Here is a 14439-nt window from a genome sequence, read left to right on the forward strand (position 1 = left end):
GCCTTGGGGATGACGAGCTCCTTCTTGCCCTCGATGTCGAGGCCGAGCAGCACGTTCGGGGTCTTGAGCGCGAGCATCAGGTCGTGGCCCGGCAGGTTGACGTGGACCGGCTCGGCGCCGTGGCCGTACACCACACCCGGGACCAGGCCCTCGCGGCGGTCACGGCGGGCGGCGCCCTTGCCGAACTCGGTACGGGACTTGGCGGAAATCTTGACCTCAGCCATGGCTGCACTCCTCGTAGTCGTTGTATGTCGCCCGGCCCGCGCCCCTCTCGACCAGGGGGCGCGGGCCGGGCGTAGCGCGCTGTACGCATTCACCTGTCCCCCGCATTCACCTGTCTCCCACGTTCACACGTCTCTCGGGTTCACGCCTCTTCCGCGTTCACACGCCCTCCCGCCGTATTTGGCATATGCCGCGCACCTGACGGCGTACGGCCCCGGCGGTGCGCAGGGCGCCGTTAGGGTCGCCTCCATGAGCGGGCGCGGGGAGAGCGGTGCCGAGCGGGCGGCGTACCTGGTGTTCGGTGCGCGGGAGATCGACGAACCAGACGAGCCCGACGGGGAAGCGGCGGGCCGGTTCCGCCAGTTCGAGAAGGACTGGGACGCCCAGTTGGAGCGGTGTGAGCGGCTGGCCGTCGAGCGCGGCTACCGCCCGGCGGGCAGCTGTGTCGTCTCGGCCGCCCAGCCCACCCTGCCCAGGCTGCTGGAGTGGGCCGACGAGCCGGACTGCGAGATCGTGCTGATCGCCGGCCGCGGGGTGCTGGAGCGGATGCGGAGCTGCTGGCCGGACTGGAACCAGCTGGTGGTCCGTCTGGCGGCTGCGGGCGTGCGCGTGGAGGCCGTGCCGTATCCCGAACCGGCCTGTCCGGCCGACGAGTCGCCCTCCTGAACGACGCGTGGCCCTCGTAGACGACGAGTCTCCCTCCTAAACCTGGTTTAGACCTCTTGTGGGCGGACGGGCCCACCCTTAGCCTCCTGCTTGTTGTGCATGGTGAAATGTGCGTTGCACACCGTGCAACGCAATGCCGTAGGGGTTGTTCTGCCAATGAAGCGATCAAGCCTGTCCCTCCGCCTCGCCGCCCCGGCGGCGGCGCTCGTCCTGGCCGGTCTCACGGCCACCGCCTGCGCCCCGTCCACCTCCTCCAACACCGAATCCACCAAGGACTCCAAGAGCGGAACCATCAGAGTGTGGCTCTTCCGGGAGGTGAACAACGCACCCAAGGAGAAGGTGGTGAAGGAAGCCGTCGCCGAATTCACCAAGAAGCACTCCGACACCCGGGTCGACGTCACCTACATCCCCATCGAGACCCGCGCCGAGAAGATGAAGGCCGCGTTCAACGACCCGAAGAGCGCCCCCGACGTCGTCGAATTCGGCAACACCGACACCGCCGGTTATGTCAACGACGGTGGACTGGCCGACATCACGGCCGAATTCGGGAAGTGGGAGGACGCGAAGAGCGTCACGGCATCCGTCAAGGAATCCGTCAGCGTCGCCGGAAAGGTCTACGGCGTCCCCTGGTACGTCGGCGTACGGGCCCTCTACTACCGCACCGACATCTTCAAGGAGCTGGGGCTGAAGCCGCCTGCCACACAGGGCGAACTGGCCACGGCCGCCCACAGGATCCGTGCCGAACACCCCGATATGTTCGGCATCTCGGTCGGCGCCAAGAACGTCTACGGCATGCTCCCGTTCGTATGGTCCGCGGGCGGCGACCTCGCCGAGAAGCGCGGCGACACCTACACCGCCGCCATCGACAGCGCCGCGTCCCGCAAGGGCCTGAAGACCTATACGGACCTGATCGCCAAGGACAGCTGTCCGCCCGAACAGTGCGCCGAATTGGGCGGCGACGCCGGCGTCCAGACCTTCGCGGGCGGAAAGGCCGGCATGGCGATCGGCGGAGACTTCAGCCGCCAGGCGATGGAGGACGGGGCGGTCAAGGGCAAATACGCCGTCGTGCCGCTGCCGGGCCCGCAGAAGGGCGTCATATCCCCGGCCTTCGCGGGCGGCAACAACCTCGGTGTCATGCGCGGCACCACCCACCGCACCCTGGCCGTTGACTTCGTCGAATTGCTCGGCGGCGGCGCATACCAGTCCAAGATGTTCGACGCCATGGGCAATATGCCCGCGCTCACCGACGTCCAGGAAAAGGTCGCGGACAAGGCGCCTTTCACCAAGCCGTTCGTCGAAACCCTGAAATCCGGCACCAAGTTCGTTCCGGTGACCTCCGCCTGGAGCAAGATCGACTCTGAGGCGGTGATCCCGACGATGATGCAGGAGATCGTCAGCGGCCGTAAGAGCGTGGACGCGGCCACGGCAGACGCGGCGAAGAAAATGGACGCCGCGTTCTCCTCGGCCGGCTGAGCGGACCGCCGCCCATGGCTCGCGATATCGCGCCCGCCGTGGCCGGTGCGGAGCAGCCGCCGGGCCGGGACGCCCGCCCGGCCCGGCGCCGCCTCCGCCCGGCGGCCCGGGGCAACCGACCGCCGGCGGGCCGCGGCCCGCGCCACCACCCCGGCTGGACTCCCTGGCTCTATCTGGCCCCGGCGCTCATGGTGCTGGCCGGACTGCTGGTCTACCCCGTCTACCAACTCGGCCTGATCTCGTTCCTGCGCTACACCCAGGCACAGGTCAGCGGGGGCCGCCCCACCGAATTCATCGGCTTCGACAACTACGCCGCCCTCTTCCGCGACGACCAGTTCTGGCAGGTGCTGCTGAGCACCGTGCTCTTCGCCGCCGCCTGTGTGCTGTCCACCCTCGCCGTGGGCTGCTCGCTCGCCGTCCTGCTCACCAAGGTGCGCGCGGTGCCCAGGACGATGCTGCTGCTCGCCGCCCTCGGCGCCTGGGCCACGCCGCCCGTGACCGGCTCCACGGTGTGGGTCTTTCTCTTCGACTCCAGCTTCGGCCCGGTCAACAAGGTGCTCACCTGGCTGGGCCTGAGCGGATTCGAGGACTACTCCTGGACCTACGGGAAGTACAGCGCCTTCACGCTGGTGCTCCTCGAGGTCGTCTGGTGCTCGTTCCCGTTCGTGATGGTCACCGTCTACGCGGGCATCCGGGCCGTCCCGCCCGAACTGCTGGAGGCCGCCGCCCTCGACGGGGCCTCCACCTGGCGCACCTGGCGCAGCATCATGGCGCCCCTGCTGCGCCCGGTCCTGGTGATCGTCACCATCCAGTCGATCATCTGGGACTTCAAGGTCTTCGGGCAGATCTACGTCATGACGAACGGCGGCGGCATCGCGGGCCAGAACCTCGTGCTCAACGTCTACGCCTACCAGAAGGCCTTCGCTTCCTCGGAGTACGGACTCGGCTCCGCCATCGGCGTCGTCATGCTGCTGATCCTGCTCGCGGTGACCCTGGTCTATCTGCGGCTTCTTCGACGGCAAGGAGAGGACCTGTGAGCGCGCCCCCGGTTTCGCCGCGGCCACACACTCCATCCCGGTTCCGCCTGCCGCGGCCCCGCCGACCCGCCCGGCCCTGGCGGCTGGCCGCCGAGGCCGCCGCGGTGGTGATCGCGCTGGTGGTCGCCTTCCCCCTGTACTGGATGGTGCTCTCGGCGTTCAAACCCGAGGGCGAGGTCCAGTCGGCACACCCGAGGCCCTGGACGCTCCACCCGCAGTTGGACGCCTTCCGCCGGGTCTTCGTGCAGCAGGACTTCGGCCGCTACTTCGTCAACAGCCTCGTCGTGGCCGGGGCCGTGGTGGTGCTCTCGGCGCTGATCGCCTTCCTGGCGGCCACGGCCGTCGTCCGCTTCCGGTTCCGCTTCCGCACCACGCTGCTGATCATGTTTCTGATCGCCCAGATGGTGCCGGTGGAGGCCCTCGCGATCCCGATGTTCTTCCTGATGCGCGACCTCGGCACGGCCGTGCCCGGGGTCGGCCTCAACACCCTGGGCTCGCTGATCCTGCCGCACCTCGCCTTCTCGCTGCCGTTCGCGATCTGGATGCTGCGCGGATTCGTGAAGGCGGTGCCGGAGACCCTGGAGGAGGCCGCGATGATCGACGGTGCGAGCCGGGCCCGGTTCCTGTGGCAGGTGCTGTTCCCACTGGTGCTGCCCGGCCTCGTGGCGACCAGCGTCTTCTCGTTCATCAGCGCCTGGAACGACTTCCTGTTCCCGAAGTCCTTCATCATCAGCGCCACCGAGAACTCGACCCTGCCCATGGCGCTGCTGGTCTTCTTCAAACCCGAGCAGAACGACTGGGGCGGGATCATGGCCGGATCCACCGTCATGACCCTCCCCGTCCTGGTCTTCTTCGTGCTTGTCCAACGTCGGCTGGTCTCCGGGCTCGCCGGGGCCGTGAAAGGGTGAACCTCGCCATGAACGCCACAGGTCTGATCCCGGCGCCGCACCGCGCGTACGAGCTGCTGGACGGCGCCCACTACCTCCTGGACGCCGAGACCCTGCTGCACGCCGGCCCGGGCACCGAGTCCACCGCCCGCTGGCTGCGCGCCACCGTCGGCGCCGCGACCGGCCTGCCGCTCCCACCCGGCGAGGATCACGACAACGGGGTCCTCCTCCGGATCAGCCCCGAGATCGAGCGTGAGCTCGGCCCCGAGGGCTATCGCATCACCGCCGACGGCCACGCGATCCGGATCGAGGGCGGCGGCCCGGCCGGGGTCTTCTGGGGCGCGCAGACCTTCCGCCAACTGCTCGGCCCCGACGCCTTCCGCCGGGCGCCGGTCGTCACCCGGGAGGAGTGGGCGGTGCCCTGCGGGGTGATCGAGGACGCCCCGCGCTTCGGCTGGCGCGGTCTCATGCTGGACGTGGCGCGGCACTTCATGCCCAAGGGCGATGTGCTCGCGTACGTCGACCTCTTGGCCGCGCACAAGCTCAATGTGCTGCATCTGCATCTGACCGACGACCAGGGCTGGCGCATCGAGATCCGCCGCTACCCCAGGCTCACCGAGGTCGGCGCCTGGCGCGAGCGCACCAAATTCGGGCACCGCGCCTCACCGCTGTGGGACGAGCGCCCGCACGGCGGCTACTACACCCAGGACGACATCCGCGAGATCGTCGCCTACGCCGCCGAGCGGCACATCACCGTCGTCCCGGAGATCGACATCCCCGGACATTCACAGGCCGCCATCGCCGCGTACCCGGAGCTGGGCAACGCCGACGCCGTCGACACCGCCTCCCTCGGCGTCTGGACCACTTGGGGCGTCAACCCGAACGTACTCTCACCCGCCGACACCACGCTGCGCTTCTACGAGAACGTCCTCGAGGAGGTCCTGGAGCTCTTCCCGGGCGGCTTCGTCCACCTCGGCGGCGACGAGTGCCCCAAGGAGCAGTGGCGGGCCTCCCCGGCCGCCCAGGCGCGGATCCGGGAGCTGGGCCTGGCGGACGAGGACGAGCTGCAGAACTGGTTCCTGGGTCACTTCGGCCGCTGGCTGGCCGAGCGCGGCCGCCGGCTGATCGGCTGGGACGAGATTCTGGAAGGCAGCACCGCCAGCGCTCTGGGGGCCGATCTGGCCGAGGGCGCCGCCGTGTCGTCCTGGCGCGGCTACGCGGGCGGCATCGCTGCCGCCCGCGCCGGCCACGACGTCGTCATGTGCCCCAAACAGCAGGTCTACTTCGACTACCGCCAGGCCGCCGGCGACGATGAGCCGGTCCCCATCGGCTACGTGCGCACCCTGGAGGATGTCTTTCGCTTCGAGCCGGTTCCACCCGAGCTCACCGGTGCGGAGGCGGAGCGCGTGCTCGGCGCTCAGGCCAACGTCTGGACGGAGGTGACGGAGGACCGGCGGCGCGTCGACTACCAGACCTTTCCGCGCCTCGCCGCCTTCGCCGAAGCGGTCTGGTCGACGCTTCCGCCGCCGCCCGAGCGGGACTTCACCGGCTTCCAGGAGCGTATGGCGGCCCACTACGCGCGGCTGGACGCGCTCGGCGTGGACTACCGGCCCCCCGGCGGCCCGCGTCCGTGGCAGCGGCGCCCTGCCCCCAAAGGAATGGTTGGCAGTCTCGGACGTCCGATCGACGGGTCGCCCCCGATCGTGTGAGGCACGCCGGAAGGTGCGCCGCGAGGCGGCGCACCCCTGGGACCGTAGGGCCCCGGCTCAACCCCAAGTCGTACAAGGGTCCCTGAAACGTGGCAATCCACACCTGGCGGAGACGTCGTCTGAAACCCGTACCATCCCCCTGGTCGGGGACGGATCCATGCTTCACGGACCCTCGCGACGGCGGACTCGGAAGATGTGCCAGAGTTGCCACGTCCGGGCTGTCAGCACGTACCGTACGGCGCAACAGCCGGGACACCGGGGAAGGGGCAGCTGGGTTGACCACGCACGCACCGCAGGCGGCGCACACGGTGACGTTGCCGGGCACGCTCGACGAGGCCGTGGCGGCGCTGGCCGCCATGCCCGCCGCCGTGCCCGTCGCGGGCGGCACCGATCTGATGGCCGCCGTCAACTCCGGGCTGCTGCGGCCCGCCGCACTCGTCGGCCTCGGCCGGATCACCGAGATCCGCGGCTGGCGCTACCTGGACGGCCACGCCCTGCTCGGCGCCGGACTCTCCCACGCCCGTATGGGCCGCCCCGACTTCGCCGCGCTCATCCCGGCGCTGGCCGCCGCGGCGCGCGCCGCCGGGCCGCCACAGATCCGTAATGCGGGCACCCTCGGCGGCAACATCGTCACCGCCGCCCCTTCGGGCGACGCGCTGCCGGTGCTCGCCGCGCTGGAGGCCACGGTCATCATCGCCGGGCCCGAGGGCGCGCGCCGCGAGATCCCGGTCAGCCATCTGCTGGCCGGGGTCGAGATGCTGCGGCCCGGCGAACTCGTCGGCTTCGTACGCGTACCGATCCTGCACGCCCCCCAGGCCTTCCTCAAGGCCACCGGGCGCACCGGCCCGGGCCGGTCCACGGCCTCGTGCGCCGTCGTGCTGGACCCGGCGCGGCGGGGTGTGCGCTGCGCGGTCGGCGCGGTCGCGCCCATGCCGCTGCGGCCGCTGGAGGCCGAGCGCTGGGTCGCCTCGCTCATCGACTGGGACGGCGACCGGGGGCGCCTCGACCCGCAGGTGACGGCGGCCTTCGGCGAGTACGTCGCCGCCGCCTGCATTCCCGACCCGGCTCCGCCGGCGGACGGCTCCGAGCCGGTGCCCCTGCCGCCCGCCGCCGTCCATCTGAGGCGTACGGTGGCAGCTCTGGCCCGCCGAGCATTGGGGAGGGCACTCGCGTGAGTGACGAACAGCAGCCGCACCGGCCGGAACCCGGGAGCGGGTGGCAGCCGATGCCACACGGCCCCGAGTACGACGCGGAGGCCACGGCGTTCGTGCAGCTGCCTCCCGACCACTCGCTCCAGGACCCGGCCGCCCTCGCGGGCGGATGGGACCCGCTCGCGGCCCCCGGCACCGGTTACACCCCGCCGCCCATGACGGGTGGTCCGGGCGCGCCCTCACAGGGCGGCCAGTGGCAGCCGACGGCCCACGCCCCTGGTTCCGGGACCGGGCACTGGGCCGTGCCGATGGAGGCCGGCGCCGACGACTCCGGCCAGTGGGCCCAGCCCGGCCCGGCGGGCGGATCCGGCGACACGGGCGAGTACGCGTACGGCGAACACCAGAACCCGCACGGCGCGCACACGACTGCGCAGTGGCATATGCCTGGCGCGGGGCAGCCCGGTCAGCCGGGCCAGTCCGGCCAGACCGGTCAGGCCGGTCAGTGGTCGATCCCGTTCGCCGGCGACGACGGCGTCGACGAGACCGGCGTGTACCAGGTGAACGACCCGACGGGCGCGGCCCAGTGGCAGGTGCCCGAGCCGGCCGACGGCCAGTGGGCCGTCCCGGCCGCGGGTGACGAGAGGGTCGACGACAGCGGCTACGGGGCGCAGGACACCGCGCAGTGGACGATGCCCTTCGCGGGCGGCGCACAGGAGCAGCAGGAGCAGCAGGTCCAGCAGGGGCTGCACCAGGACCAGCGGCAGGGTGGGCCGGGTCAGCCGGGGCAACCAGGCCAGCCCGGCCAGACCGGTCAGTGGTCGATTCCGGTGGCCGGTGACGACGGCTCCGCCGAGGAATCCGGCGAGTACGCACTCGGCGACCATGCCGTCCGCCGCGCCCCCGCGGCCCCGACGCAGCAGGGCAGGGGCCCCAGACGGCGCCTGAGGCTGCCCGGCGGCGCCGACGTGCCCGTCGAGCACCGCGGCGCCCCCACCCCGCCGCACGGCAGCGCCGCCGCGTCCGGCGCGCCGGCCACTCCGGCGGCGGGCACCGAGTTGCCCGAGGTGGACGACTGGCCCGAAGAGCTGACGCACGGCGGCCAGGGCCGCCCGGCCGGGCCCGACGGCGGCCACACCGGCCAGACGACCCCGCCGCACGGCGTGCCGCCCGTGGGCGGCCGGGGCGGGTTCGTGGACGACGGCTACGACGGCCACGCGGGGGCGGGGACGCCGCCGCACGGTGTCGCGCCGGGTGGCGGTCGCGGCGGGTTCGTGGACGGCGGCTACGACGCCCATGGCCGTCAGGCAGCGGGCGGCGGCCCGGCCGGGGCCGACGGCGGTCACGTGGCCCAGGCGACCCCGCCGCACGGCGTCGTGGCCGACGCCGACGGCCCGGCCCTTGAGGCGCCTGCCGACCTCGTACAGGCCGAGGAGTCGGCCGAGTTGGCGCTGGACGGCCACGGCGCGCCCTTCGCCGGAGCCGGAGCCGGAGTCGAAGCCGACCCGTCGGCCGAGGCCGTCGAGGACGTCAAGAGCGGCGCGGACGGCGACGAGCGGCCCACCGCGGAGACGACGGCCCCCGAGGCGCCGTCCCTCCCCGAGACCGGCCCGACCGACCCGACCGACCCGACAGACGCCCTGGCGGACCCCGACACAGCCCCCGACGCGGCCCCCCAGGCCGACAGCGAGCACCCCAGCGCCTCGTACGTCCTGCACGTCAACGGCACCGACCGCCCCGTCACCGACGCCTGGATCGGCGAGTCGCTGCTGTACGTACTGCGCGAGCGCCTGGGCCTGGCCGGGGCCAAGGACGGCTGCTCGCAGGGCGAGTGCGGGGCCTGTTCCGTCCAGGTCGACGGGCGGCTGGTCGCCTCGTGCCTGGTGCCCGCCGCGACCGCCGCGGGCTGTGAGGTCCGTACGGTCGAGGGCCTGGCCGCGGACGGGCAGCCCTCGGACGTGCAGCGCGCGCTGGCCGCCTGCGGCGCGGTGCAGTGCGGGTTCTGCGTACCGGGCATGGCCATGACCTTGCACGATCTGCTGCAGGGCAACCACTCCCCGACCGATCTGCAGACCCGGCAGGCGATCAGCGGCAACCTGTGCCGCTGCTCCGGCTACCGCGGGGTGGTCAACGCGGTCCGCGAGGTCGTCGCGGGCCGGGAGGCGGCGGCCGCTGCCGAGGCGGAGGAGGCCGCGGCGGCGGACGGCGGGCAGGACGCCGCCGGCCGCATTCCGCACCAGGCGGGCCCGCCTGGGATACACGGCACCGGCGACGGCGGCTTCGACGGCAGCGGCAGCGGGAGGGCGACGGCATGACTGGAATCGCGGACGGCACCGGCGCCGCCACCGCCACCCCCGCCGCCGGGGTCCCCCTCACGCCCAAGGAGCCGCCGACCATCGGCCTGGGGATGTCGCTGCAGCCCACGGACGCGGCGGCCAAGACCTCCGGCACCTTCCCGTACGCCGCCGACCTGTGGGCCGAGGGGCTGCTGTGGGCCGCCGTGCTGCGCTCCCCGCATCCGCACGCCCGTATCGTCTCCATCGACACCGCGCCCGCCGCCCAGATGCCGGGCGTACGGGCCGTGGTGACCCACGCCGACGTGCCCGGCGACGCCGCGCACGGCCGCCGCGTCGCCGACCGCCCCGTCTTCGCCAAGGACCTAGTCCGCCACCACGGCGAGCCGATCGCCGCGGTCGCCGCCGACCACCCCGACACCGCCCGGCTGGCCGCCGCGGCCATCGCCGTCGAGTACGAGGTACTGGAGCCGGTCACCGACCCCGAGCAGGCGTTCGGGGCCGAGCCGCTGCACCCCGACGGCAATCTGGTCCGCCATATCCCGCTGAGCTTCGGCGACCCGGACGTGGTCGGCGAGGTCATCGTCGAGGGCCTGTACCGGATCGGCCGTCAGGACCCGGCGCCCATCGGCGCCGAGGCGGGCCTGGCCGTGCCGCGCCCCGACGGCGGCGTGGAGATCTACACCGCCTCCACCGACCCGCACGCCGACCGCGACCTGGCCGCCGCCTGCTTCGGCCTGGAGCCGGAGCGGGTCAAGGTCGTGGTCACGGGCGTGCCCGGTGCGATGGGCGAGCGCGAGGACCCCGGTATGCAGCTGCCGCTGGGCCTGCTCGCGCTGCGCACCGGCCACCCGGTCAAGCTCGCCGCGACCCGCGAGGAGTCCTTCCTCGGCCACGCCCACCGCCACCCGACCCTGCTGCGCTACCGCCACCACGCCGACGCCGAGGGCAAGTTGGTGAAGGTCGAGGCGCAGATCCTGCTGGACGCGGGCGCGTACGCGGACTCCTCCGGGGACGCGCTGGCCGCCGCGGTGTCCTTCGCCTGCGGCCCGTACGTCGTACCGCACGCCTTCATCGAGGGCTGGGCGGTGCGCACCAACAACCCGCCCTCCGGCCATGTCCGCGGCGAGGGCGCGATGCAGGTGTGTGCCGCGTACGAGGGCCAGATGGACAAGCTGGCGGCCAAGCTGGGCCTCGACCCGGCCGAGATCCGGCTGCGCAACGCCATGGCGACCGGCGATCTGCTGCCCACCGGCCAGACCGTCACCTGCCCGGCCCCGGTCGCCGAACTGCTGCGCGCCGTACGGGACACCCCGCTGCCCCCGCTCCCCAAGGACGACCCCGAGGAGGAGTGGCTGCTGCCCGGCGGCCCCGAGGGCGCGGGCGATCCGGGCGCGGTGCGGCGCGGCGTCGGCTACGCCCTGGGCATGGTGCACATGCTCGGCGCCGAGGGGGCCGACGAGGTCTCCACGGCCACGGTCAAGGTCACCGGCTCGGTGGCCACCGTCATCTGCGCGGCCGTCGAGACCGGCCAGGGCTTCACCACCCTGGCCCGCCAGATCGTCCAGGAGATCCTGGGCATCGAAGAGGTGCATGTCGCACCGGTCGACACCGACCAGCCCCCGGCCGGACCCGCGGCGCGCGGCCGCCACACCTGGGTGTCGGGCGGCGCGGTCGAGCGGGCCGCGAAGATGGTCCGTACCCAGCTGCTGCAGCCGCTCGCGCATAAGTTCGGCATGTCGACCGAGCTGCTGACCATCGCCGACGGCAAGATCACCTCGTACGACGGGGTGCTCAGCACGACCGTCGACGAGGCGCTGGAGGGCAAGGAGCTGTGGGCCACCGCGCAGTGCCGCCCGCACCCCACCGAACCGCTGGACGAGACGGGCCAGGGCGACGCCTTCGTGGGCCTGGCCTTCTGCGCGATCCGCGCCGTGGTCGACGTCGACATCGAGATCGGCGCGGTGCGCGTGGTGGACATGACGATCGCCCAGGACGTGGGCCGGGTGCTCAACCCCCGCCAACTGGCGGCCCGGATCGAGGCGGGCGTCGCTCAGGGCATCGGCGCGGCCCTCACCGAGAACCTGCGCACCTCCCGCGGTGTGATCCGGCACCCGGACCTCACCGGCTACACCCTGCCGACCGCCGTGGACGTCCCCGACATCCGCATCGTCAAACTCGTCGAGGAACGGGACGTGGTCGCCCCCTTCGGCGCCAAGGCCGTCAGCGCGGTGCCGGTGGTCACCACCCCGGCGGCGGTGGCCGCGGCGGTCCGCTCGGCATCCGGCCGCCCGGTCAACAGGCTGCCGATCCGGCCCCAGGCAGCGGCCGTCAACAGAGCCTGACCACGGGCCGAGGGGATCTGAGGGGGGTTGTTGAGCGCGCGCATCCTGGTCGCCGAGGACGACGAGAAGCAGGCGCGGCTGATCCGGATCTATCTGGAGCGGGAGGGGAACGCCGTCCAGACCGTCCACGACGGCCGCTCGGCGATCGACCGCGCCAGGACCACCCGCCCCGACCTCATCGTCCTCGACGTGATGATGCCGCAGGTCGACGGCCTGGACGTGTGCCGCATCCTGCGCACCGACTCCCAGGTGCCGATCCTGCTGCTGACCGCGCGCGCCACCGAGGAGGACATGCTGCTCGGGCTCGACCTCGGCGCCGACGACTACATGACCAAGCCGTACAGCCCCCGGGAGCTGACCGCCCGCGTCAGAGCCCTGCTGCGGCGGTCCCGGGCCATCACGGGGGAGCCGACGCTCATCCGGGCCGGGGCGCTGGAGATCGACACCGCGTGCTTCGAGGTGCGGCTCGCGGGCGAGCTGATCGCGCTGACGGGAAAGGAATTCGCCATTCTGGCCCTGCTGGCGGCCGAACCCGGGCGCGCCTTCACCCGGGCGCAGATCATCGACCGGGTCTTCGGCTTCGAGCAGAACGTGTTGGAGCGCACCGTGGACGCGCATGTGATGAACCTGCGCCGCAAGCTGGAGCAGCGCGGGCCGGGGGCGCCCCGCATGGTGGAGACCGTCTACGGGCGCGGCTACCGGCTGGCGGACCCGGGCCGGGAGCCGAACGCGGGTCCGGACCGGGAGCCGTACCCGGAGCGGGGCCCGGGCCCCGCGCGATGAGCTTCCGGCTGCGGGCGCTCGCCCTCGTCATGCTGCTCGTCATCGCCGCCACCGCGGCCACCGCCTGGCTGACGCTGCGCCAGGCCACCCGGGAGGCGAACGAGACCGCCGCCGCGGACCGGGCCGACATCAACCGGGTCACCGGCGAGCTGCGCCAGTACGGTCTGCGGCACGGCACCTGGGACGGCGTCGGCCCGACCGTGCGTGAGCTGTCCGCCGACACCGGGCAGCGCATCCGGGTCACCACCGCGACCGGCTCCGGAGCGCCGCTCGCCGACTCGGACGTCCTGATGGGCCGTAAGCCCCGCAGGACCGGCACGGGCGCGCCGCTCCTGGTCGACCCCCGCCCCGAGCTGCGGCTGCCCGACGGGCTGGTTCCGGTGACGGCGTTCAAGCGCACCATCACCGAGATCGCCAAATACCGCTCCGGGACGGCGTACGCGGCGTGTCTGACCCGCTCCGGCTTCGAGGTGACGGTCGGGCGGGACGACCACGGCGTGCCGACGTACTCGGCGGGCCGGAAGACGGGAAGCGGCGGCACATCGGCGTCGCGCGGGTCCTGTCAGCGGCCGAAGCCGACAACGGCGCGGTTCGCCCGGTACGACAAGGCCGGGAGGCCCTGTGTGTCGGCCACGGACGAGGGCATCACCCCGTGCCTCCAGCGGGTCTTCGCCGAGCAGATCAGCGACGTCGCCCCGCCGCCGCTCCAGGTCCGCCTCGGCGCCCTCGACGAGCCGCCGTCCGCCCTCGCCGCCGCGCCCGCGGTCACGGTGGCCGTGGCCGTCGCGGTGGCGGCCATCCTCGGCGCGCTGCTGCTCAGCCGGACGGTGCTCCGCCCCGTCAGCGCCCTGACCGCCGCCTCCCACGGCCTCGGCGAGGGCGACCTGGCCCGGCGGGTGCCCGTGACCGGCCGGGACGAGATCGCCGAACTGGGCCGGTCCTTCAACCGCATGGCCGAATCCCTTCAGGCCAGCGAGGAGCGCCAGCGCAGGCTCGTGGGCGACGTCGCCCACGAGCTGCGCACCCCGCTGGCCAATCTGCGCGGCTATCTGGAGGCGCTGCGCGACGGGGTCGTCGACCCGGAACCCGAGCTGCTGGCCTCGCTCCACGAGGAGGTCCTGCTCCAGCAGCGGATCGTCGACGACCTGCAGGACCTGGCGCTCGCCGAGGCGGGCGCGCTCACCTACCACCGTGAGGACATCGACCTGGGCGAGTTGCTGGAGACCTGCCGCACCGTCCACCGCGCCCAAGCCGAACGCGCCGGGGTCGCCCTCACCGTCGAGACGCCGGGCGGTGAGCCCCTGTATGCGCACGCCGACGCGGACCGGCTGCGGCAGGCCGTCGGCAATCTGGTGAGCAACGCCGTACGGGCCACCGGGCCCGGCGGCACCGTCCGCCTGTCCCTGGCGCGCCGAGGCGCGGGGGCCGTGGTCCAGGTCGGCGACACTGGGCACGGCATCCCCGCCGAGCATCTGCCGCACGTCTTCGACCGCTTCTGGCGGGCCGACGCCGCGCGGGGGAGGGCCACCGGCGGCAGCGGGCTCGGGCTGTCAATCGCCCGTCAGATCGTGACGGACCACCAGGGGACGATCGGGGTGGAGAGCGCGGTCGGGGCCGGCACGACGTTCACCATCGAGCTCCCCACGACCGCCGCCGACGCCACCCCCTGACCCGGCCGGCTCAGGACCCGGCGAGCGCCTGGGTCGGGGCCAGCCGCCCGGCCCGTATCGCCGGATACAGCCCGGCCAGGGCCCCGATGGCGAGCGTCACCCCCACCCCGGCCGCGGTGGCCCACACCGGCACCTCGGTCGGCCAGCCCCGCACCCCCGCGTACACGGCGGTGATGCCCGTGCCCAGCACCGCCCCGGCCGCCCC

The 14439-nt window shown here is 73.0% G+C and carries 11 protein-coding genes and 1 pseudogene; 10 read left to right on the forward strand and 2 right to left on the reverse strand.

Translation table 11 applies throughout. From position 1 onward, the window contains the following. Positions 1-224: pseudogene (locus tag CCN51_RS23310) on the reverse strand (50S ribosomal protein L25/general stress protein Ctc); the annotation flags it as partial. Between the two features lie 247 nt (positions 225-471). On the opposite strand from CCN51_RS23310, the gene CCN51_RS23315 reads away from it, so the two are divergent. From CCN51_RS23315 to CCN51_RS23360, 10 genes are all read left to right on the forward strand, one after another. After that, complete coding sequence (locus CCN51_RS23315) at positions 472-888, forward strand: hypothetical protein (RefSeq protein ID WP_014179134.1); 417 nt, start codon at positions 472-474, stop codon at positions 886-888. Between the two features lie 156 nt (positions 889-1044). Continuing rightward, complete coding sequence (locus tag CCN51_RS23320; RefSeq protein ID WP_014179135.1) at positions 1045-2361, forward strand: extracellular solute-binding protein; 1317 nt, start codon at positions 1045-1047, stop codon at positions 2359-2361. Between the two features lie 14 nt (positions 2362-2375). Then, a complete protein-coding gene (locus CCN51_RS23325) occupies positions 2376-3398 on the forward strand; it encodes a carbohydrate ABC transporter permease (protein WP_014179136.1) in 1023 nt (340 codons plus the stop codon). 47 nt (positions 3399-3445) lie between these two features. Continuing rightward, a complete protein-coding gene (locus CCN51_RS23330; RefSeq protein ID WP_043491364.1) occupies positions 3446-4306 on the forward strand; it encodes a carbohydrate ABC transporter permease in 861 nt (286 codons plus the stop codon). Between the two features lie 8 nt (positions 4307-4314). Continuing rightward, the gene (locus CCN51_RS23335; RefSeq protein WP_211303245.1) at positions 4315-5994 is read left to right on the forward strand and encodes a beta-N-acetylhexosaminidase; all 1680 of its coding nucleotides are present in this window, start codon (positions 4315-4317) and stop codon (positions 5992-5994) included. 275 nt (positions 5995-6269) lie between these two features. Continuing rightward, positions 6270-7169, forward strand: a complete 900-nt coding sequence (locus tag CCN51_RS23340) for an FAD binding domain-containing protein (protein WP_014179139.1) — start codon at positions 6270-6272, stop codon at positions 7167-7169. Further along, positions 7166-9457: a 2Fe-2S iron-sulfur cluster-binding protein gene (locus tag CCN51_RS23345; protein WP_078610619.1), complete on the forward strand. Its 2292-nt coding sequence runs from the start codon at positions 7166-7168 to the stop codon at positions 9455-9457. The genes CCN51_RS23340 and CCN51_RS23345 overlap by 4 nt, the downstream gene beginning before the upstream one ends. Continuing rightward, positions 9454-11781 (forward strand): xanthine dehydrogenase family protein molybdopterin-binding subunit, encoded by a 2328-nt coding sequence (locus CCN51_RS23350; protein WP_014179141.1) that lies wholly within the window; start codon positions 9454-9456, stop codon positions 11779-11781. The genes CCN51_RS23345 and CCN51_RS23350 overlap by 4 nt, the downstream gene beginning before the upstream one ends. 30 nt (positions 11782-11811) lie before the next feature. Then, positions 11812-12564: a response regulator transcription factor gene (locus CCN51_RS23355; protein ID WP_014179142.1), complete on the forward strand. Its 753-nt coding sequence runs from the start codon at positions 11812-11814 to the stop codon at positions 12562-12564. Continuing rightward, positions 12561-14234: a sensor histidine kinase gene (locus CCN51_RS23360; protein WP_014179143.1), complete on the forward strand. Its 1674-nt coding sequence runs from the start codon at positions 12561-12563 to the stop codon at positions 14232-14234. Before CCN51_RS23355 ends, CCN51_RS23360 begins: the two co-directional genes overlap by 4 nt. A gap of 10 nt (positions 14235-14244) precedes the next feature. Here the strand turns inward: CCN51_RS23360 and CCN51_RS23365 are convergent. Then, on the reverse strand, positions 14245-14439 hold a 195-nt coding region (locus CCN51_RS23365; RefSeq protein ID WP_425444774.1), incomplete at its 5' end, for an ABC transporter permease.

This window comes from Streptomyces milbemycinicus, from assembly GCF_002154605.1.
GTDB lineage: Bacteria > Actinomycetota > Actinomycetes > Streptomycetales > Streptomycetaceae > Streptomyces > Streptomyces milbemycinicus.

Bases quoted from the DNA above. Each gene is read 5' to 3' on its own strand.
- CCN51_RS23315 (WP_014179134.1), top strand. From the start codon at position 472: ATGAGCGGGCGCGGGGAGAGCGGTGCCGAGCGGGCGGCGTACCTGGTG.
- CCN51_RS23320 (WP_014179135.1), top strand. From the start codon at position 1,045: ATGAAGCGATCAAGCCTGTCCCTCCGCCTCGCCGCCCCGGCGGCGGCG.
- CCN51_RS23325 (WP_014179136.1), top strand. From the start codon at position 2,376: ATGGCTCGCGATATCGCGCCCGCCGTGGCCGGTGCGGAGCAGCCGCCG.
- CCN51_RS23335 (WP_211303245.1), top strand. From the start codon at position 4,315: ATGAACGCCACAGGTCTGATCCCGGCGCCGCACCGCGCGTACGAGCTG.
- CCN51_RS23350 (WP_014179141.1), top strand. From the start codon at position 9,454: ATGACTGGAATCGCGGACGGCACCGGCGCCGCCACCGCCACCCCCGCC.
- CCN51_RS23360 (WP_014179143.1), top strand. From the start codon at position 12,561: ATGAGCTTCCGGCTGCGGGCGCTCGCCCTCGTCATGCTGCTCGTCATC.